The organism is Amycolatopsis iheyensis (assembly GCF_024703995.1).
GTDB lineage: Bacteria > Actinomycetota > Actinomycetes > Mycobacteriales > Pseudonocardiaceae > Amycolatopsis > Amycolatopsis iheyensis.
In genome coordinates this window covers 68,071-88,256 of record NZ_JAMXQV010000019.1, presented here as the reverse complement: position 1 = coordinate 88,256, position 20,186 = coordinate 68,071, and the positions used below count along the sequence as shown (strand labels likewise).

Genomic DNA, 20,186 nt, shown 5'->3' with positions numbered 1-20,186 from the left:
GTCACCGGAGCCGGCCGGACGACGGCGAAGTGATCTTTCTCGCCCCGCGGTCAGAGCTTGGCCGGGTGCGCCGCCGGCGGCGTGAGGCCACTTGCCCGTCCGCTGCAACCGCCGGCTGTAAGCCTTTTCTCGCGCGACGCCGGATCGAGGTCCGCGGGCAGGCGGACGTCCATGCGCACGTGGTACAGCATCAGGACCGCTCGGGGTCGAGCACGAAGCCGTAGTCGATGGCTTCGCCGCCCTCGACCGGACGCGGGGCCAGCAGCAGCTCCGGCTTGACCGCCGAGGCGATGTCGTCGTCGTTGTGCTCGTCGCCCGGGAAGTACAGCTGGGCCGTCAGCAGCTCGTGGCCCGGCGCCGACACCTTGACGTGCAGGTGCGCCGGCCGCCACGCGTGCCAGCCCGCCGCCGCGATCAGCTTGCCGCACGCACCGTCCGTGGGGATCTGGTACGGCGCCGGGCGCACGGTGTGGATCTCGAAGCGGCCGGACTCGTCCGCGGTGAAGGACGCGCGCAGGTTCCACTCCGGGATCCCGGGCGCGAACTGCGAGTAGAAGCCGTCGGCGTCGGCGTGCCACAGCTCGATCTTCGCCCCGGCCAGCGTGCGGCCGTCGGTCGAGGTGACCCGGCCGGTCCACGTCAGCGGCGTGCCGGGTTCGTCGTCGCGGGCCGGGACCGAGCCGCGAGCGCCCCGCTCGGGGGCGTCGGGCACGTAGTACGGGCCCTCGATGGTGCCTTTGTTGCCCGCACGGTGTTCGGTGGCGACCTCTTCGACGACGTGCTCGACCCAGACGTCCAGGAACAGCGGCCACTCGCCGTCCTCGCCGACGGCGATCAGCCACGCCTTGAGCGCGTTGTACTCGGCGTAGCTGACCTTGTGCTTGCGGATGGTGCCGTGCACGGCTTCCAGGACTTCCCGCGCGAGCAAGCTGACGCGCTCGGGCGGCGTCCCGGCGACGCCGACGAACTTGTCGCTCTTGAAGCGTTCGGTGGCGTTGGCGCCGGAGGCGGCGGCCGTGGCGGTGACAGTCATGAACCCTCCTTGGTTCAACGATCTCGGCGGTAGTGCCGGAGTTTGTCGGGATCGATGGCGGCGCCGAGGCCGGCGCCGGGCCGGACGGCCAGCTCGCCGTCGGCGATGCACAGCGGTTCGGCGAGCAGGTCGTCGCTCATGTCGAGGAAGTTGGACAGCTCGCCCGCGCGGCGTGAGGTCAGCGCGTAGGCCGCGCCGAACGCGACCGTGCACAGCGAGCCGAGCTGGCCGTCGATCTGGTTGCCCATCACGACTTCCAGGCCGAGCCCCTCGGCGAGGTGGTGGGTGCGCTGCGAGCGGGTGAAGCCGGTGCGCGCGGTCTTGATGCTCACCGCGGTGGCCGAGCCGCCGAGGACCTCGCGCGTGACGTCGGCGGGCGTGACGGCCGACTCGTCGGCGATGAACGGGACGTCCAGCTGCCCGACGAGCCAGCGGCGGCCGAGGACGTCGTCGGCCGGGCAGAGCTCCTCGGCGAAGAGCAGGCCGAGGTCGGCCATCTCCTTCATCGCGCGGGCCGACTCGGCGGCGGTCCAGCCCCGGTTGCCGTCCACGTACAGCTCCACCGCGGGGCCGAGCCCCTCGCGCAACGCCCGCACCACGGCGGTGTCGAGCGACACCGGCCGGCGGCCGACCTTCACCTTGAACGTCGTGATGCCGTAGGCGTCCCGCATCTTCTCCGCCTCGGCGACCATCGCGGCGGGCTCGTCGAACCCGAGCATGTGCGACACGCGCATCCGGTCGGTGTAGCCGCCGAGCAGCTCGGTCACCGAGACGTCGAGGGACTGCCCCAGCGCGTCCCAGATCGCCATGTCGACAGCGGACTTCGCGGTCGGGTTGCCGACCGTGCGCCCGAGCCGGGTGTGCGCGGTTTCGCGGTCGAGCAGGCTGAGCCCGACCACCTGCGGGGCGAAGATCGACTCGATGACGGCGACGATCCCGGCCTGGGTCTCGCCGTAGGTGAACGGCCGCGGCGGCGCTTCGGCGATCCCGACGATCCCGTCGTCGGTGTGCACCCGCACGAGGACGTGCTCGGCGGCGTGCACCTCGCCGGAGGCGAACCGCAGGGGCTTGCGGTAGGGGATGGCGAACGGGATCGCGTCCACCCGGGTGATCTTCATCAGCTGACCTCGGAGGGTGGTCGGGCGGACGGGAAGACGTCCTCGAGGGCCGCGAGGACCGTGGTGACCAGCGGAGACGTCGTTTCGCGGTGCCACGCGAGGGCCAGCTCGACGGTCGCCGCGCCGGCGAGGTCCCGGAAGACCACCCCGGCCAGCGGAAGCGACCGGGCCGACGCGGGCACGACCCCGACGCCCAGGCCGCCCGCCACCAGGGCGAGCAGCGCCGCGGTGCCGGGAGCTTCGTGCCGGCGGTCCGGGGTGAAGCCGGCGTCGCGGCAGCTGCGCACCACGGCCTCGTGCACGACCGAGTTGCGTCCGTCGTAGGTCACGAAGGGCTCGGCACGCAGATCGGCCACCGCGACGATCGGCTCGATGACCAGCCGGTGGTCGGCGGGCACGGCGAGCACCAGCGGCTCGACCTCGATCACGCGGTAGTCGATGTCGTCGCCGGTCACCGGCGGGCGCAGCACGCCGAGACCGAGGGAGCCGTCACGCAGCTGCTCGCACTGCTCGACCGTGAGCAGGTCGGCGCGCACCTCCAGCTCGACCCGCGGGGCCCGCCGCGCGAGCGCGCGGGCCAGGTGCGGCAGGTGGGAGAACGCGGCGGTCCCGGTGAACCCGACCCGGACCAGGCCGAGCTGGCCGTCGCCGATGCGCCGGACCCCGCGCACCCCGGTGTCGACGGCCGCGAGCACCCGCTGGGCCTCGCCCTGGAAGAACTCGCCGGCCGGGGTCAGCCGGACCTGCCGGGTGGTGCGGTGCAGCAGGGTGACGCCCAGCTCCGTCTCCAGCTGCCGGATGGTGTGCGACAGCGCCGGCTGGGCGACGTGCAGCAGCTCGGCCGCACGGCCGAAGTGGCACGTCTCGGCGACGGTGGCGAAGTACCGCAGGTGCCGCAGTTCCATGGCCGGCCTCCTCTCGACTCTGCCGCCGGTCCCCTCACGCTAAGAGCGCGACCGATCGAAGACAAAGACTTGGGTTTGCGTGATTGATAAACAGCGTCGATCAATAACACCCTAGGTCGGGTTTAGGCATTTGCCTGGGGTGACCGGCCGCCCGGCCTGTCATGGTTCGGACGATCAGAGCCGATCCGCGCCGCTGGAGGATCCATGACCGAGATGCTGGAGCACGTGTCCGCCGTCGTCGCCGACGCGGTGGTCGAGGACCGCGACGCGGGGGTGTACCGCGCCAACCGGCGGATCTTCACCGACGAAGAGGTCTTCGAGCTGGAGCTGAAGCACATCTTCGAGGGCAACTGGATCTACCTCGCCCACGAGAGCCAGCTGCCGAACCCGGGCGACTACTTCACCACGTACATCGGACGTCAGCCGGTGGTCATCACCCGCGACAAGAACGGCGAGCTGCACTGCCTGATCAACGCCTGCGCCCACCGCGGCGCGATGCTCTGCCGCCGCAAGACCGACAACCGCACGACGCTGACCTGCCCGTTCCACGGCTGGACCTTCCGCAACGACGGCAAGCTGCTCAAGGTCAAGGACCCCGACGGCGCCGGCTACCCGGCGAGCTTCGACTCCGCCGGCTCGCACGACCTGACCCGCGTCGCGCGCTTCGACTCCTACCGCGGGTTCCTCTTCGGCAGCCTCAACCCGGACGTTTCGACCCTGGCCGAGCACCTCGGCGACACCACCAAGGTGATCGACATGCTCGTCGACCAGTCCCCCGACGGCCTGGAGGTGCTGCGCGGCGCGTCGACCTACACCTACGACGGCAACTGGAAGGTCCAGGCCGAGAACGGCGCCGACGGCTACCACGTCACGGCGACGCACTGGAACTACGCCGCGACGACCGCGCGCCGCACCACCGGCGAGTCCGCGAACAGCACCAAGACCCTCGACGCGGGCAGCTGGGGCAAGTCCGGCGGCGGCTACTGGTCCTACCCGAACGGGCACCTGTGCCTGTGGACGTGGGCGGGCAACCCCGAAGACCGTCCACTGTGGAACCGGATGGACGAGCTGAAGGAACGCTTCGGTGACGCCAAGGGCGAGTTCATGGTCCGCGGCTCCCGCAACCTCTGCCTGTACCCCAACGTGTACCTGATGGACCAGTTCTCCACGCAGATCCGGCACTTCCGGCCGATCGCGCCGGACCGGACCGAGGTCACCATCTACTGCATCGCCCCGAAGGGCGAGAGCGCCGACGCCCGCGCGTGGCGGATCCGCCAGTACGAGGACTTCTTCAACGCCTCCGGCATGGCGACCCCGGACGACCTCGAGGAGTTCCGCTCCTGCCAGCTCACCTTCCGCGCCACCGCCGCGCCCTGGAACGACATGAGCCGCGGCGCCGAGCACTGGCTGACCGGGCCGGACGAGGTCGCCGAAGCCCTGGACATGAAGGGCGTCATCTCGGCCGGCCGGAAGAACGAGGACGAGGGCCTCTACCCCGTCCAGCACGGCTACTGGCGCGAGACCATGCGGGCCGCAATCGCCGCGGAGCGAGGAGAAACCCGATGACCACCGCCGAAAAGACGATCACCCAGCACGACATCGAGCAGTTCCTCTACCGCGAAGCGCGCTACCTCGACGACCGCGAGTTCGAGAAGTGGCTGGAGTGCTACGCCGACGACGTCGTCTACTGGATGCCCTCCTGGGGCGACGACGACCTGCTCACCGAGGACCCCGAGACGTCGATCTCGCTGATCTTCTACCCGAACAAGGGCGGCCTGGAAGACCGGGTGTTCCGGATCCGCACCGAGCGCTCCAGCGCGACGTCGATCCCGGAGCCGCGGACCAGCCACAACATCACCAACGTCGAGCTGATCGAGCGGCGCGGGGCGGTCGTGGACGTCCGGTTCAACTGGCACACCATGTACTTCCGGTACAAGACCGTGGACCCGTACTACGGGACGTCGTTCTACACCATCGACTTCTCCGGTCCGGCGCCGCTGGTCCGCCGCAAGACCGTGGTGCTCAAGAACGACTACATCCACCACGTCGTCGACGTCTACCACATCTGAGGTCCCGCCATGACGCACCAGGTAGCACTGTCCTTCGAGGACGGTGTCACGCGGTTCATCACCTGCGCGCCGGACCAGACCGTCGCGGACGCCTCCTACCGGCAGCGCATCAACATCCCGCTCGACTGCCGCGACGGCGCCTGCGGGACGTGCAAGGCGTTCTGCGAGTCCGGCGAGTTCGACGGCGGCACCTACATCGACGACGCGCTCACCGAAGACGAGGCCGCGCGCGGGTACGTGCTGCCGTGCAGCATGACCCCGAAGTCCGACCTCGTGCTGCGGATCGCGAGCACGTCGGCGGTCGCGAAGACACAGGCGGCGACCTACCCGGCAACGCTCACCGCGCTCGACCGGCTCTCCCCCACCACCGTGGCCGTCACGCTCGAGACGCCCGAGCGGGACAAGCTCGCGTTCCTGCCCGGGCAGTACGTCAACATCGCCGTGCCGGGCACCGACGAGACCCGCTCGTACTCCTTCAGCAACGCCCCCGACGACAAGCACCTGACGTTCCTGGTGAAGCTCACCCCCGGCGGCGTGATGTCGGAGTACCTGACCGGGCGGGCGAAGCCGGGCGACGAGCTGAGTTTCACCGGCCCGCACGGCAGCTTCTTCCTGCGCGAGACCGAGCGGCCGGTGCTCCTGCTCGCGGGCGGCACCGGGCTCGCCCCGATCCTGTCGATCCTGCGCACGCTGCGCGCGGCCGGCTCGACCCGGCCGGCCCACCTGATCTACGGCGTCAGCACCGACGACGACCTCGTCGAGGTCGAGACGCTGCGGGAGCTGGCCGCCCAGGTCGAGAACCTGACGTGGGACCACTGCGTCGCCGACCCCGCGAGCACGGCGCCGAACAAGGGGTACGTCACCACGCTCATCCGGGACGAGCACCTGCACGACGGCGACGTCGCGGTCTACCTGTGCGGGCCGCCGCCGATGGTCGAGGCGGTGCGGAAGCAGTTCGCCGGCGACGGGTTCGAGCCGACCGGCTTCTACTACGAGAAGTTCGCCCTCGCCGCCGCGCCGACGCCCGCGGCCGAACCCGAGTCCGACCCGGAACCCGAGCCCGTCTTCGAGCAGCCGCCGGCGAGCCGGAGCCTGGCCGGGCAGGACGTGTTCCCGGCCGTCGCGGTCGAGCCCCTGCGGGCCGGAACCCCGCTTTCGGCGGCCGCGGAAGCCGCCGTCGCGCGGACGATCGGCGGCCAGGCCGTCTTCCCGGCGCCACCGGCGCCCGGCGCGTACGAGATCGGCGAGGAACACCCGTCGGTGCACGAGTCGGACGCGGTGTTCGAGGCCCGGCAGGCCCTCGAGCTCGGCGCGGTCGAGCTCACCATCGGCCGGCTCACCTCACCGCAGCTCGCCGGGTACCGGCTGCTCGCCGAGTCGGCGGTGCCCTATGTGGACGGTGACCGGTTCGTCGACGCCGCCGCCTACACCGAAGCCAACGCGGCCTTCCACGATTACCTGTTCACCCTCACCGGCAACGAGCACCTCCTGCAGGCCTACCGTGCCCTCGGCGTCAAGGGGCACATGGAGACGACCCTGCGGAACGCGACCTGGTGCCACCCCCGCTGCACCCAGGACCACCTCGACATCGTCGCCGCGTTCGAAGCCGGTGACCGCGCCGCCGTCCGCCGGCTGGTCGCCGAGCACGCGGACCGCTCGAAGGTCACGACCCGCCGGGCGATGGCCACCGAGCCCGCGCGGCCGGCGTTCGTCACGCCGGGCCGGTTCGACGGCAAGGTCGTCGTCGTCACCGGCGCCGCCCAGGGCATCGGCGAGCGCACCGCCCGCCGGATCGCCGCCGAGGGCGGCGCGCTCGTGCTGGCCGACCGCTCGGACCTCGTCGGAGGCCTGGCCGGCGAGCTCGCCGCCGAAGCCGTGGTCGCCGACCTCGAGACCTGGGACGGCGCCCAGGCGGTGGTGGCCGCCGCGCTCGCCCGGCACGGCCGGATCGACGTGCTGGTCAACAACGTCGGCGGCGCGTTGCACTTCAAGCCGTTCACCGAGTTCACGCCGGGGCAGATCGAGGCCGAGCTGCGCCGGTCGTTGCTGACCACGCTGTTCGCCTGCCGGGCCGCGCTGCCGCCGATGACCGGGCGGGGCGGCGGGGTGATCGTCAACGTGTCCTCGGCCGCCACCCGCGGCATCCACCGGATCCCCTACTCCGCGGCCAAGGGCGGGATCAACGCGCTCACCGCGTCGCTGGCCCTCGAATACGCCGACGCGGGGATCCGCGTGGTCGCCACCGCCCCCGGCGGCACCGACGCCCCACCCCGGCGCGTCTCCCGCGGCGGGCCCGCGCCCGAGTCCGAGCGGGAGCGGGCGTGGTTCCAGGCCCACATCGACCAGACGCTCGAGTCGTCGCTGCTCAAGCGATACGGCACGCTGGACGAGCAGGCCGCCGCGATCACGTTCCTGGCCTCCGACGAGGCCTCGTACGTGACCGGGACGGTGCTGCCCGTGGCCGGGGGTGACCTCGGCTGACCCTGGTGAGGTGAAGCGTGACGCCGCTGATCGGACGCGCGGAGCTCGTGGCCGGCCTGCAGCAGCTCCTGCGGACCGGCCCGAGCCGGTTCGTGCTGCTCGCCGGGCCGCCGGGGATCGGCACTTCGGCGCTGGCCGCGCACCTCGCCCGCCGGCGCGACGGGCCGGTCGTCGAGGTCGCGGCCGCCGCCTGGGAGTCCCACCGGCCGTACGCCCTGCTGGCGCAGGCGTTCCCGGACCTGGCGGTGGCCGACCCGCTCGACGCGGCCGCGGAGGTCGTCGCCCGGCTCGAGCCGGGCGCCCTGCTGGTGATCGACGACGCGCACTTCGCGGACGTCGAATCGCTGCGCACGCTGGCTTCGGCCCGCCGGCACCACGCCGCGCCGCACGTCCTGGCCACCGCCGACACCGCCGAGCGGCGGGCGACCGCCGAAGTGCTGGAGCTGCTGCCGCGGATCGCGACCGACGTCCCGCGCCTGCCGCCGCTGGACGCCGCGCAGATCAGCGAGCTGGCCGCGGCCTACGGCGTCGCGCTGCACCCGGCGATGGCCGAACGCCTGCGCCGCCACACCGGAGGCCGGCCGCGCCCCGCCGTCCAGCTGCTGACCGAGCTCCCCCGCGCCACCTGGTCCCGGTTCGAACCGCCCCTGCCCGCGCCCGCCGCCACCGACGCCCGCGTGCGGGAAAGCCTCGCCGCGTGCACGCCGGCCGCCCGGCGCTTCGCCGAAGCCGCCGCGGTGCTGGGCCCGGATACGCCGGTCCGCGACGTGCTGGCGCTGGCGGACCTCGACGTCGAGCCGCTGCCCCTGCTCGACGAGACCGCCGCCGCGGGCCTCGTCCGGCTCGCCCCGCGCGGGCTCACCCACCTCGGCCCGCCCGACCCGATGGTCCGGGCCGCGGTGCTGACCGGCCTGGGACCGGCGCGGCGAGCCGGGCTGCAGCGGCGGGCCGCCGAGCTGGTCGACGACCCGGTCCGGGCGTTGCGGCTGCTGGTCGCGGCCAGCCCGGTGCCCGACCCGGAGCTGGCGGGCCGGCTCGACGACCTCGCCGTCGAGCGCGCGGCCGAAGGCGCCTGGGGCACCGCCGCCACCCTGCTCAGCGACGCGAGCCGGCTCACCGACGACCCGCGGCGGCGGCAGGCCCGGCTCACCCGCGCGGTCGACGCGCTGATCGGCGCCGGTGACATGTTCCGCGCCGCGGCCTTGGTGCCGGAAGTGGAGAGCGGCCGCGAAACCCCGTTGCGCGACGCGGTTCTCGGCTACCTCGCGGTGGTCCGCGGCCGGGCCGCCGAGGCCGGCACCCGGCTGCGCCGCGCCTGGGACATCGTCAACGCCGAACGCGAGCCGGAGACGGCCGCGCTCATCTGCCAGCGCTACGTCCTGGACGCCCTCGCCCGCTACGACGGCCGCGACCTCGTCCGGTGGGCCGACCGCGCCATCGAGCTGGCCGGCGCCGATACGCCCCCGGCCGTCGAAGCCGCCGCCATCCGCGGTCTCGGCCTGGCCGCCACCGGCCGGGCGAAGCAGGCCCGCCGCGACTACGAGCAGCTGACCACCCGGCTGCGGCACGGCGCGCAGGCCCAGCGCGCCACGATGGCCCGCGGCTGGCTCAACCTGCTCACCGACCGGCTCGACGACGCCCGCGTCGACCTGGAAAGCGCGATCCCCACCAGCTACCTCGGCGGGTCGGCGCGGATCTCGCTGTGGGCCAGCGCGTGGCTCGCCCGCACACAGTTCCTCACCGGCGAGTGGGACGACGCGCTGCGCACCCTCCGCGACGCGACGGACCTGCAGGACCGCACGGGCATCCTGCTGACCGGCCCGCTGCTGCGCTGGACGGCGACGGCGGTGCACGCCCTGCGCGGTGATTTCGGCGCCGCGGAGGAGCTCCTGCTAGCGGACGCGGGCGACTACCCGATCATGCGTGTCCCGAACCAGCTCGCGAGGGCGCACCTCGCCGAGGCCCGCGCCGACTCCGCCGGGGTGCTGCGTGCGCTCTACCCGCTCACCCGGCCGGTCCCCGGCGCCGGCACCGACGAACCGGGCCACTGGCCGTGGCCGGACATGTACGCCCACGCCCTGGTCCTGCTCGGCCGGCTCGACGAAGCCGGGGACTTCCTGACACCGCACGAAAAACTGGCCGCCAAGCGCGACCACCTCTCGGCCCGCGCCCGCCTCGCCGCGGCCCGCGGCCGCCTCCACGGCGCCCTCGGCGACGTCGACGCGGCGACCGCGTCCTTCGAGGATGCGCTCGAGCTGCTCGCCGCGCTGCCGGCGCGTTACGACCAGGCCCGCGTCAACTTCGGCTACGGCCAGACGTTGCGCCGCCTGGGCCGCCGCGCCCGGGCGGACGTGGTGCTGACAGCGGCCCGCGACGGCTTCGCGGCGATGGGCGCGAAGACCTACGTGGAACGCTGCGACCGCGAGCTGAAGGCGGGCGGTGTGCACTCGACCCGCCCGGACGCGACGCCGACAACCCTGACACCGCAAGAGGAAGCGGTGACCCGGCTGGTCGCGCGCGGGATGTCCAACAAGGAGGTGGCGGCGGAGCTGTTCCTCTCGGGCAAGACAGTCCAGTACCACCTGACCCGCGTGTACGCGAAGCTCGGCGTCCGTTCGCGCACGGAGCTGGTCGCCCGGCGACGCGCCGATCCCGGCTACTGTGCCGATCGTTAACGCGCCGGGAGCCGCACCACGAACCGCGTGTCTCCCGGCATCGAAACCGCCTCGATCGACCCGTTGTGGCGCACCGCCACGATCTCGTGGCACAGGTGCAGGCCCAGCCCGGTGCCGTGGCCGATGTCCTTCGTCGTGAAGAACGGCTGGAACAGCCGGGGCAGCAACTCCGGTGGCACCCCGGGACCGTTGTCGCGGACCTCCACCACCACGCACGGGCCCTCCGCCCGCGTCGTGAGCCGTAGCTCGCCCTCGCCGTTCATCGCCTGCGCCGCGTTGCGGACCAGGTGCGTCCAGACCTGGTTGAGCTCGCCGAGGTGCGCCGGCACCGGGGGCAGCGGCGCGAAGTCGCGGACCACGGCGATGCCCGTCAGGCCCGGGGCCAGCACCCGCAGCGTCGCTTCGAGGCCCGCGACCACGTCGACCTCGCGTTCCGGGGCGCGGCCGAGGTCGGCGTACGCGGCCGCCGAGGCGACCAGGGTGCTGATCGCCCGGCCCGCCGCCTGCGCGTCGGCGGCCAGGGCGCGGGCCGAGAGCCGGCCGGCCAGCAGCCGGACCGCCACCGCCAGCACCTCCGGGCGGACCTCGGCGGCGAGTGCGTCCAGGTCGGCGACGGTGAGGTCCGCGGCGAGGTCGACCGCGTCCGGCAGGCCCGCCGAGTCCAGCCAATCGGCCACCGCGTCGAGTGCTTCGGCGGCGGCCAGCGCACCCAGCTCCGGACGCGCCGGGGCGGCCACCAGCCGGTCGAGCGCGGCGCGCTCCCCCGGCGTCGCCTTCGCACCCCAGGTGATCGCCGTGCCGGCCAGCCCGGCCGCCGTGCGGTCGAACTCGGCGGCCGCCCGCACCAGCGCCGCGACCGGGTTGTTCAGCTCGTGCGCGAGCCCGGCGGCGAGCGTGCCGAGCCCTTCGAGCATCGTCCGCCGGCCGGCCTGTGCTTCGTACGACCGGATCCGCCAGACCAGCACCGGCAGCAGCACCCGGCACACCTCCGGGCAGCGGACGAGCATCCACAGGAACGTGTCCTTGTCGTAGGCGAGCAGCTCGACCTCGCCCGCCGCGGTCGCGGCCGCCACGTACCCGCCGCCGGCGAGCAGGGGCAGCTCGCCGGTGTACTGGTGCGCGGCCCGCGGCTTGTCGGCGGCGTGCGGTGCCGCGGCGGGGTCGCCGAAGTGCCGCCCGACGATCTGCTCGCGCTCGCCGATCCGCTTGCTCAGCACCAGTTCCCCGGCCAGCAGCACGTAGAAGTGCTCCGCCTGCTCGCCGTCGTCGAACAGCTTTTCGCCGTCGCGCAGCACCCGGTGCTCCCCCGCGCCGGCGAGCCAGCCGAGCCGCTCGGCGTCGAGCTCGGCGAACAGCTCGATGCCGCGCAGCCGGGCGGCGGTCACCGGGATCGTCATGCGTAGGGCCGGATCCGCGCGTCTTCGGCCTCGGTCCGGCCGGCCTCCTGGATGACGCGGTAGGCGTGCGCCACCGACGCCAGCGTCACGTGGTGGTGCCAGCCGCGGAAGGACCGGCCCTCGAAGTCGGCCAGGCCGGACTCGTCGTGCAGCCGGGTCAGCCCTTCGGCGACAGCGCGGTGCCGGCGCACCAGGTGCACCAGGTCCGGCAGCCGGGCCTGGGTGATGTTGGTCAGGTGGATCAGGTCCGGCTGCACCCGGCCGGACACCCGTTCGGCCAGCACCTGCCGCGGCCCGCGGTGCAGCCGCGCCGGGGCCGGGGGCGTCCGGCCGGCGGAGGCCAGCGGCGCGAGCACGAACTGCGAGATGCTCGCCTGCCCGTAGGCGGTCTCCCGCCAGTTCATCGTCATCCGGCCCAGCCGGCGGGCTTGGCGCACCAGCTCGCCGGCGGTCTGCGCCTGCGGCGTGCCGAGGGCGACCGCGGGCATCGCGCCCGCGACCGGCGTGTCCTCCGAGATCTGCACGACGTACTGCAGGCCGCTGCCCTCGAGCCCGCGCAGCAGCGCCTCGACGTGCCGCTCGTGCCGGGCGTCGACGAGCACCGGCAGCGCGGGCAGGTCCCAGCCGCCGATCTCCTCCAGCATCTCCATGACGTGCGCCCAGCGCGGCCGGTGCCGTTCGGCCGCCGGCACCCGCGACCGCGCCCGGCGGCCGGTGTCCTCGTCCCACTCCCGCGGCAGCTCGAGCCGCCAGTCGATCGGGACGGCACCCTCGTCGCAGGCCAGGAACACGGCGAGGCCGAGCTGGCAGTTGAGCATCCGCTGGCAGCTCGGCGCGAACTGCTTGGCCACCCCGACCGAGCTGGCCCCGTTCTTCGGGAACACCGCCTCGGCGACGACCAGCGCCCGCGGCCGCAGCGTGGCGGCGACCTCGCGGGCGAGCCCGCCGCGGACCGGCTCCCAGCGCCACGGGCTCTGGTTGACGAACTGCTGCAGCGACTGGTCGGCCCGCCAGCCGACGACGTGGTCGGAGATGCGGCGGATGGTCTTGCGGCCGGGGAGCGAATACAGTCCGCGGACGTACACCTCCCCCCAGCGCCGCTGATCGGACCGGGCAAAGGAGGCGAACAGCTCTTGGCAGAAGCCGGACAGGTCCGCCGGATCGGCGGGCGCGGCCGGGGCGAAGCTCTCGATCCGGGCGATGGTCATGGTTCCCCCAAACGGTGTGCGGCGCGCGCCGGCGGGTTTTCCGGCACGCCGGACCGGCCGGCCACGTGTGCGGCGTGGCGGCCGGGCGGGAGCGGTCGATCAGGCCGGGGCGTGGCCGACCCGGCACACGGCGAGCTCGTCGTCGCCGTGTGAGTAGCGCAGCCGGACGCGCATCGCCGCGGCTTGTGGCGCGTAACGCGTGCGCCAGTGCTGGAAGTGCGCCCAGGCTTCGCCGTACCCGCGTTGCTCGGGCAGTCCGGCGAGGACCGCGACCCGGACGCTGTGCTCGAACCCGCGTTCCTCCCTCCCCTGGAGGCTCACCGCGGGCCGCGGCAGGTCGATACCGAGCTGGCGGGCCAGCGCGGGCAGGCAGGTGGATCCCGCGTCGAGCACCGAACGCGCGCTGTGCGGCGCCCACGCGGGCGCGACGGCGTGGGTCAGCGCCGCGGCGTCGAGCACCAGCACCGCCGCGTCCAGCCAGCACAGCTCGGTGGCGGGCCGGAAACAGGTCAGCGCCGGGTAGCCGGTGTGGGTGGCCTTGATGTCGGCCAGCCACGCGGTCCACTTCCGGAACAGGTCGTCGAGGTGGTCGCGCGAGCCGAACCGCAGGTGCTCGGCGAGCAGGAACTCCGCCTCCGACGGCTCGAGGCTGTGCATCGAGAGCTCGGCGACCGTCCGCTCCCGGCGGCTGTAGGCGGCGGTGACCCGGTAGAGGTGCAGCCCGAAGACGAGCAGCGCCTGCAGCACGGCGAACCACCCGGCGACGGCGAGCAGCGCCGCCCCGGAGTCGTCGCGCAGGACCATGAACCGCGCGATCTCCCGCGGTGTGGGCGGGATGCCGGCGAGTGCGGGTGAAAGCAGAGCGGCGCCGAGGAATGTGGCGCCGGCCCAGCACCCGCCGACGACCATCAGCGCGAGTGGCGCGCAGAGGTCGAGCACGCGCTCCCCGGCCGACGGCGGCAGCCGCCGCGCGAGGGCCGCGCCACCGCCGACGGCCGTCCGGACGGCCAGCCGCATCAGCAGGCTGGACCGCCGCCGCGGCACGAAGACCGTGCGCAGCACGCTCAGCCAGGTGAAGACGAGGAGCGTGCTTCCGGCGAGCAGGAGCAGGACCGCGATCACCGGGGCACCACCGGGGTGGTGGACCGTGTGCGCGGCCGCCGTGGTGCCTCCGCCTGCTTCGCCCGCCCGTTCATACACCGGCCTCCGTTCCCTCGGTTCTTCGAGCTTGCGGCAGCGGGCACGGGGCAAACAGAACCGGCTTGTAGTGGTACTCGGAATGCCTGCACTCGGATGGGTGACGGAGTTGATCACACTCCGTCAGCTCGATCTTGACCGGCTCCGCGGTCCGGGCGAGCGTGGAAGCACCGGACGACCACAGCGGCGGCGCTCGGTGATCACCCGGAAGCCATACCCACCAGCGGAAAAGAGAAACCGATGGACTGGCACTTCGTCGGCAGGGCCGAGCACCTCGAACGGATCCGCACCCGCCTCGCCGAGGACCGGCCGGGGCCGCTCGTGGTCGTCGGCGAGCCTGGCATCGGCCGTACCAGCCTGGCGCGCAAGGCCCTCGACGGCCTCGACCCGGCTCGCGACGCACTCCTGGAGCTCCGCCCCGGCGGGCACGAGCCGCTCTCCTCCTTGCGGCACCTGCTGCCGGGCCCGCCCGGGCGGGACGCGGTGTGCGAAGCCGCCGACACGCTCGAGGCACTGGCCAGAGGCCGGCGGCCGGTGCTGCTGGCCGACGACGCCCACCTCGCCGACCACGCCAGCATGCTGGTGCTACAGCGGCTGAACCGGCACGCGGGCGCGTTCGTGCTGCTCACCCACCCCACCCCGGCGACCCGGCCCGGCGGCGGCGACCCGGTCGACTGCCTGCGCTACGAACGCGACACCACGACCCTCCGGCTGCCGCCGCTCTCGGCCGACGAGGTCGGCGTGGTGCTGGCCCGGCTCATGGCCGGCCCGGTCCGCTCCGCCACCACCGAAGCCCTGCACGCGGCGACCGGCGGCAACCCCGGACTGCTGCACGACATCGTGGTGCGCCAGGACCTGCGCGGCCGGATGGTCCGGACGGCCGGCCGGTGGCGGCTCGACGACTCGCCGCAGGGCGGCTCGCCCGCGCTGACCTGCCGCGGTGTCGCGCACCTGCTCGAAGCCGTCGCCCGCGCGTGGGAATCCCTCGCGCTGGACCGGGTGGAGGACCTGTGCCGGCTGGCGGTGTGGAGCGGCGCCGACACCGAGATCGCGCTGGTCAAGGCCGCGGTGCTGTTGCTGCGCGGCCGGTCGGCGGAGGCGTCGGCCGTCCTGGCCGCGGTGGCCGACGGCGACGACTCCCACCCGGTGCTGCTGCGGGCGATGTGCCTGGCGTTCGGGAGCCAGCGCCCCGACGAGGCCGACGCGCTGCTCGCCGCCGCGGCCGCCGGCTCCCCGCACCGCGACCGGCTGCACGCCTACCGCGGCTGGCTGCTGGCCGCGGCCGGACGCGGTGCCGAGGCCGGGGCCGTCGTCGGCGACCTCACCCGGCACCAGGACCGCCACGCGGCGCTCTTCGCGCACGCCGCCGAGGCGATCCACGCGCTGGAGGCGGGGCGCGGCGGCGCGGCGATCTCCCACCTGCGCCGGGCGCTGGTGCTGGCCGAGGCCGACCGGCCGGTGCTGCCGTGGATGGCCCCGTACCTGCGGGCGTACCTGATCGACGCGCTGCTGCTGGCGGGCCGGATCACCGAGGCCACCGCGATGGCGGGCGAATTCCACGCCGCCGCGCCGAATTGCGGGTGGAAGGTCGCGGTGGCGATGGCCGCGTTGACGACGGCGGCGCGCACGCCCGCGGCCGAGGTTCCCTGAAAGCACGAAAAGGCGCGGAAGAAAAGGACCGGTCGGCGCATTCCGCCGTTTTGCGAAGCGCCACCCGAGGCTGTCCTGTTTCGTCCCTTTCAACCGTTTTCTTCAGTTGTGCACCCGAGAGTTCACACCAGCGGACGGCCGTCGCCGGCCGGGTGGCGCCGGTCCGGCCCGTATGATGTCCGAATGGTCCAACGCCTGGGGGAATTCCGCTCGTCCCGTCCGCGCAGCCGAGGTCGGCATGTCCACGGCCGCCGATAGCCGGCGAGAACTGGCCAAGTTCCTGCGCAGCAGACGGGAGCGGATCACCCCGGACGAGGTCGGGCTGCCGGCCGGGCCGCGGCGCCGGACCGTCGGGCTGCGCCGCGAAGAGGTCGCCGTCCTCGCCGGACTGAGCCCGACCTGGTACACCTACCTCGAGCAAGGTCGAGGGATTCAGCCGTCGCGCGAAGTCCTCGACAGCCTGGCCAGGGTCCTGCGCCTGACCGAAGACGAACGCCGGTACGTGCACAGCCTCGCCCACGGCGCGGTCGTCCAGACCACTCCGCTGACCACGGACGTGACGGCGGCCGACCTGATCCGCCAGATCGTCGCGCAGTTCGACGACAGCCCCTACCCGGTCTACGCGGCCGACCAGTACTGCGGGCTCGTCGCCTGGAACCAGGCGGCCTGCGAGTGGTACGACGACTTCTCGGCGCTGCCGCCCCGCGACCGCAACATCCTCCACTGGCTGCTGTCCTCGCCGCTGGCGCGGGAACGACTGGTGGACTGGGAAGCGGTGACCCAGGATTCGGTGGCCCGCTGGCGCGCCGAGTGCGCCCGCCACCCGGACGACCCGGAGATCGGCGCCCGGATCGCCGAGTTCACCCGGCTCAGCCCCGCGTTCGCCACCTGGTGGGAAAGCCACGAAGTCCTGGAGCACCGGACGGCGATGCGCTTGTTCCGGCACGGGCATCTGGGCGTGCAGGCGATGCGCATCGTTCCCTTGCACTCGCCCGAATTCATGCCTTCCGGGGTTGTCCTGCACCTGCCGACCGCCGCCGAGTAGACCGCCTGCCGAAACGGCATTCCGTTATTTTGTCGTTGACCATCGGCCGGTCCCCGGGACAGGCTGTGCGCAGTGTGCCGATCCTGCACGGTGTTGACGTTCCGCAAGCACGCGGTTACCGCCCCGCGCAGCAGATCCGCCGACTGGGGAACAAATACGAAAGGTCATGCCCGCCATTCAGGGATCGACGATGATGACCCGTGGCCGCACGAGGGGAAGTTATGATCTTGAAGACGAGCACGAATCATGCGCGGCAGACCCCCGCCGAGCAGGGCGTCGCCATTGTCGGGGCGGGGTGCCGGCTGCCCGGCGCCGCGACTCCGGCGCAGTTCTGGGAGGTGCTCCGAACCGGCCAGGACACCGTGACCGAGGTGCCCGACGACCGTTTCGACGTCGACCGCTGGTTCTCCCCCGAAACGGGAAAGCCGCACTCGATCCGCAGCCGCAGCGGTGGCTTCCTGGATCGGATCGACCAATTCGACGCGCCGTTCTTCGGCATTCTGCCCAATGAAGCCGAGCAAATGGACCCGCAGCAGCGGATGCTGCTCGAAGTCGCCTGGCAGGCACTGGAAGACGCCGGGCGCACCGCGGCGGAGCTGGCCGGGTCGAACACCGGCGTCTACGTCAACATGTGCAATTCCGGATACTGGGACCTGCTGCGCGCGGCCGGCCGCCACGACCTGCACGCCGCGATGGGCGGCGAGGCCGGCGGGATGGCCGCGGGCCGGATCGCCTACCACCTCGACGCCCGCGGCCCGGTGATGGCGCTCGAATCCACCTGCGCGACCGCGCTGGCGGCGGTGCACGTGGCCGGGCGGGCCCTGCGGTCCGGCGACATCGACCTGGCCATCGTCGGCGGGGCGAACCTGCTGCTGACGCCCGACCTGTACTTCGCCCTCAGCGAAGCGGAAATGCTCTCCCCCACCGGGCGCTGCCGCTTCGGCGACGCCGACGCCGACGGGTACGTGCGCAGCGAAGGCGCCGTCGTGCTGGTGCTCAAGCGCCAGGAGGACGCGGACGCCGACGGCGACCGGACGTACGCGACGATCATCGGCACCGCCGTGCGCGGGGACGGCCGCAGCGGCGGCACGCTGACGACGCCGGGCGTCGCGGGCCAGGAAGCCATGCTGCGCGCGGCCTACGAAGACGCCGGCGTCTCACCGGCCGATGTGGACTTCGTCGAGGCGCACGGGCCGGGCACCCCGGCCGGCGACCCGGTCGAGCTGGAAGCGCTGGCCACCGTGCTCGGCGAAGAGCGTGACCCGGCGCGGCCGTGCCTGGTCGGCTCGGCCAAGTCGAACATCGGGCACCTGGAGGGCGCGGGCGGGGTCGTCGGGCTGCTGAAGGCGGCTTTGGCTCTGCACCACCGGGAACTGCCGCGAACACTGCACGTCCGGACCCCGCTGGCGGTGTTCGACGAGGGCCCGCTGCGGCTGGCCCGGGAGCGCACGCCGCTGACCCCGATCGGCCGCCCGGCGCTCGCCGGGGTGAGTGCGTTCGGCCTCTCGGGCGGCTACGCGCACGCGGTGCTGTCGGAAGCGCCGTCGACATCGATGTCGCCGGGGCGCCGGGCCGCGGAGGCGCTGCCGGCCGCCCGCCAGGACGGACCGGCGGCCCGCCGGGGATCGGCGCTGACGGCGCCGGCGACCCGGCCCGCCGAGCCGCCCCCCTACCTGCTTCCGTTGTCCGCCAAGACTTCCACCGCGCTACGGACCCTCGCCGCCGCCACCGCCGAGCTGCTCAGCACCCCGGACGGGCCCGCTGCCGCCGACGTCTGCCACACCGCCGGGACCCGCCGCACGCACTTCGAGCGCCGGGTCGCCGTGGTCGGGCGCGACCGGGCGGAGCTCGCCGACGAGCTCATCGCCGTCGCCGGCGGCCGCGGGTCCGGGCCGGGCCCGGTCCAGCCGCCGCGCGTGGTGTTCGTCTTCCCCGGGCAGGGTTCGCAGTGGCCCGGGATGGGCCGCGAGCTGCTGCGCACCGACCCGGTGTTCGCCGCGCGGCTGGGCGAGTGCGACCGCGCGGTGTGCGACGAAACCGGGTTCTCCGTGCTCGACGCGCTGGAGCCGGGCCGCACGCTGTCCACCATGGACGAAGTGCAGCCGGTGCTCTGGGCGGTGCAGGTGGCGCTGGCCGCGTCCTGGCGCGCCCGGGGAATCGAACCGGACCTGCTCGTCGGGCACAGCATGGGCGAGGTCGCCGCGGCCGTGACGGCGGGCGCGCTGACCGTCGCCGAGGGCGCCGCGGTGATCTGCCGGCGCAGCGGGCTGCTCGCCCGCCGCCGGACACCGGGCGCGATGTGGGCGGTGCAGCTGGGTGAGGAGCCGGCCGCGCGCGCCATCGGCGCGCACGCCGACCGGGTCTGCGTCGGGGTGGTCAACAGCCCCCACGCGACCGTGCTCTCCGGCGACCCGGGTGCGCTCGCCGAGGTCGTCGCACCGCTGCGGGCGACCGGCGTCCGGTGCAGCCAGGTGCAGGTGGACTACGCGTCGCACGCGCCGCAGGTGGCCCCGCTCTGCCCCGACATCGAGCGTTCGCTCGACGGCCTGCGCCCGCGGCCGGGCCGGGTGCCCCTGCACTCGACGGTGCTGGACCGGGTGCTCGACGGCGCGGAGCTGGACGGCCGCTACTGGGCGGACAACCTGCGCCTGCCGGTCCGGTTCGCCGGCGCGGTCGGCGCGGTGCTCGCCGATCCACGGCCGGTGGTGTTCGTCGAGATCAGCCCCCACCCGATCCTGCACTCGGCCATCGAGGACGGCATCGAGGCGGCGGGCCGGACCGCGACGGTCATCGGCTCGCTCGAACGCGACCGCCCCGAAGCCGAGACGATGCTGCGCGCGCTCGCGATCGCGTACGCGGCGGGCTGCGACCCGGACTGGGCGCGGCTCACCGCGGGCGGGACGTTCGTGCCGCTGCCGGGCTACCCGTGGCAGGGCGAGCGGCACTGGGTCGACGACGGCGGCGCGTGGACGTCACCGGTGATCGCCCTGCCCGGCCGGCAAGACCCGCCCGCCGAGTCACGCGACCGCTTGCGGGGCGGCCCGAGCACGCCGGAGGAGTGCGCCGAGGACCTCCTGCGGCGGACGTCGGCGCTGCTCGGCGTCGACACCGGTGAGGTGGACCTCGCGGTGCCGCTGACGCACCTGGGGATGAACTCGCTGTTCGCGGTGAAGCTCGCCTACCAGCTGCGGTCCGATCTGGACATCGCGATCAGCGTGCGCGAGCTGCTGCAGGCCCCCTCGATCGCCGGCCTCGCGGCGGCCATCCACGACCGCCTGCCGGACGCCGTCGGCGCCGGCCAGGCCTCCTGAGGCCCGGCCAAGCGCCCCAATGTGGCCTTGGTTGCGTCAGACGCACCCAATGTGGCCTTCGGTGCGTCTGACGCACCGAAGGCCACATTGGGGCGCT

General features: G+C 73.6%; 13 protein-coding genes and 1 pseudogene. 7 read left to right on the top strand and 7 right to left on the bottom strand.

All coding sequences use genetic code 11. The features are described 5' to 3' along the window. Positions 1 to 81: 81 nt before the first annotated feature. The 4 genes and pseudogenes from M8542_RS31820 to M8542_RS31805 all read right to left on the bottom strand — a co-directional run. Positions 82 to 191, bottom strand: a pseudogene (locus M8542_RS31820) (muconolactone Delta-isomerase family protein); the annotation flags it as partial. Then, positions 191 to 1,033: a catechol 1,2-dioxygenase gene (gene catA, locus M8542_RS31815; protein ID WP_257923984.1), complete on the bottom strand. Its 843-nt coding sequence runs from the start codon at positions 1,031 to 1,033 to the stop codon at positions 191 to 193. The pseudogene M8542_RS31820 and the gene catA, both read right to left, overlap by 1 nt. A 14-nt stretch (positions 1,034 to 1,047) precedes the next feature. Then, positions 1,048 to 2,151: a mandelate racemase/muconate lactonizing enzyme family protein gene (locus M8542_RS31810; protein WP_257923983.1), complete on the bottom strand. Its 1,104-nt coding sequence runs from the start codon at positions 2,149 to 2,151 to the stop codon at positions 1,048 to 1,050. Further along, entirely contained in the window at positions 2,151 to 3,056 is a 906-nt protein-coding gene (locus M8542_RS31805; RefSeq protein ID WP_257923982.1) for a LysR substrate-binding domain-containing protein, read from the bottom strand. The genes M8542_RS31810 and M8542_RS31805 overlap by 1 nt, the downstream gene beginning before the upstream one ends. Positions 3,057 to 3,260: 204 nt before the next feature. On the opposite strand from M8542_RS31805, the gene benA reads away from it, so the two are divergent. Genes benA through M8542_RS31780 form a run of 4 tightly spaced genes read left to right on the top strand, consistent with a single transcriptional unit; the run spans position 3,261 to position 10,281 of the window. Beyond that, on the top strand, positions 3,261 to 4,622 hold the full coding sequence (benA, locus tag M8542_RS31800) for a benzoate 1,2-dioxygenase large subunit (RefSeq protein ID WP_257923981.1): 1,362 nt from the start codon (positions 3,261 to 3,263) through the stop codon (positions 4,620 to 4,622). Further along, on the top strand, positions 4,619 to 5,125 hold the full coding sequence (gene benB, locus M8542_RS31795; protein WP_257923980.1) for a benzoate 1,2-dioxygenase small subunit: 507 nt from the start codon (positions 4,619 to 4,621) through the stop codon (positions 5,123 to 5,125). Before benA ends, benB begins: the two co-directional genes overlap by 4 nt. 9 nt (positions 5,126 to 5,134) lie before the next feature. Then, complete coding sequence (benC, locus tag M8542_RS31790) at positions 5,135 to 7,606, top strand: benzoate 1,2-dioxygenase electron transfer component BenC (protein ID WP_276587372.1); 2,472 nt, start codon at positions 5,135 to 5,137, stop codon at positions 7,604 to 7,606. Positions 7,607 to 7,623: 17 nt separating this feature from the next. Then, entirely contained in the window at positions 7,624 to 10,281 is a 2,658-nt protein-coding gene (locus M8542_RS31780) for a helix-turn-helix transcriptional regulator (RefSeq protein ID WP_257923979.1), read from the top strand. Here the strand turns inward: M8542_RS31780 and M8542_RS31775 are convergent. From M8542_RS31775 to M8542_RS31765, 3 genes are all read right to left on the bottom strand, one after another. Then, the gene (locus M8542_RS31775; protein WP_257923978.1) at positions 10,278 to 11,678 is read right to left on the bottom strand and encodes an ATP-binding protein; all 1,401 of its coding nucleotides are present in this window, start codon (positions 11,676 to 11,678) and stop codon (positions 10,278 to 10,280) included. The genes M8542_RS31780 and M8542_RS31775 overlap by 4 nt on opposite strands. Further along, a complete protein-coding gene (locus M8542_RS31770) occupies positions 11,675 to 12,886 on the bottom strand; it encodes an IS701 family transposase (protein ID WP_257923977.1) in 1,212 nt (403 codons plus the stop codon). The genes M8542_RS31775 and M8542_RS31770 overlap by 4 nt, the downstream gene beginning before the upstream one ends. 99 nt (positions 12,887 to 12,985) lie before the next feature. Next, complete coding sequence (locus M8542_RS31765) at positions 12,986 to 14,086, bottom strand: hypothetical protein (RefSeq protein ID WP_257923976.1); 1,101 nt, start codon at positions 14,084 to 14,086, stop codon at positions 12,986 to 12,988. Positions 14,087 to 14,323: 237 nt separating this feature from the next. Here M8542_RS31765 and M8542_RS31760 point away from each other — a divergent pair, with 237 nt between their 5' ends. The 3 genes from M8542_RS31760 (at position 14,324) to M8542_RS31750 (ending at position 20,089) form a co-directional block, all read left to right on the top strand. Beyond that, positions 14,324 to 15,733 (top strand): ATP-binding protein, encoded by a 1,410-nt coding sequence (locus M8542_RS31760; protein ID WP_257923975.1) that lies wholly within the window; start codon positions 14,324 to 14,326, stop codon positions 15,731 to 15,733. A gap of 238 nt (positions 15,734 to 15,971) precedes the next feature. Next, positions 15,972 to 16,778 (top strand): helix-turn-helix transcriptional regulator, encoded by an 807-nt coding sequence (locus M8542_RS31755; RefSeq protein ID WP_257923974.1) that lies wholly within the window; start codon positions 15,972 to 15,974, stop codon positions 16,776 to 16,778. Between the two features lie 221 nt (positions 16,779 to 16,999). Continuing rightward, a complete protein-coding gene (locus tag M8542_RS31750; protein ID WP_257923973.1) occupies positions 17,000 to 20,089 on the top strand; it encodes a type I polyketide synthase in 3,090 nt (1,029 codons plus the stop codon). Positions 20,090 to 20,186: the final 97 nt, after the last annotated feature.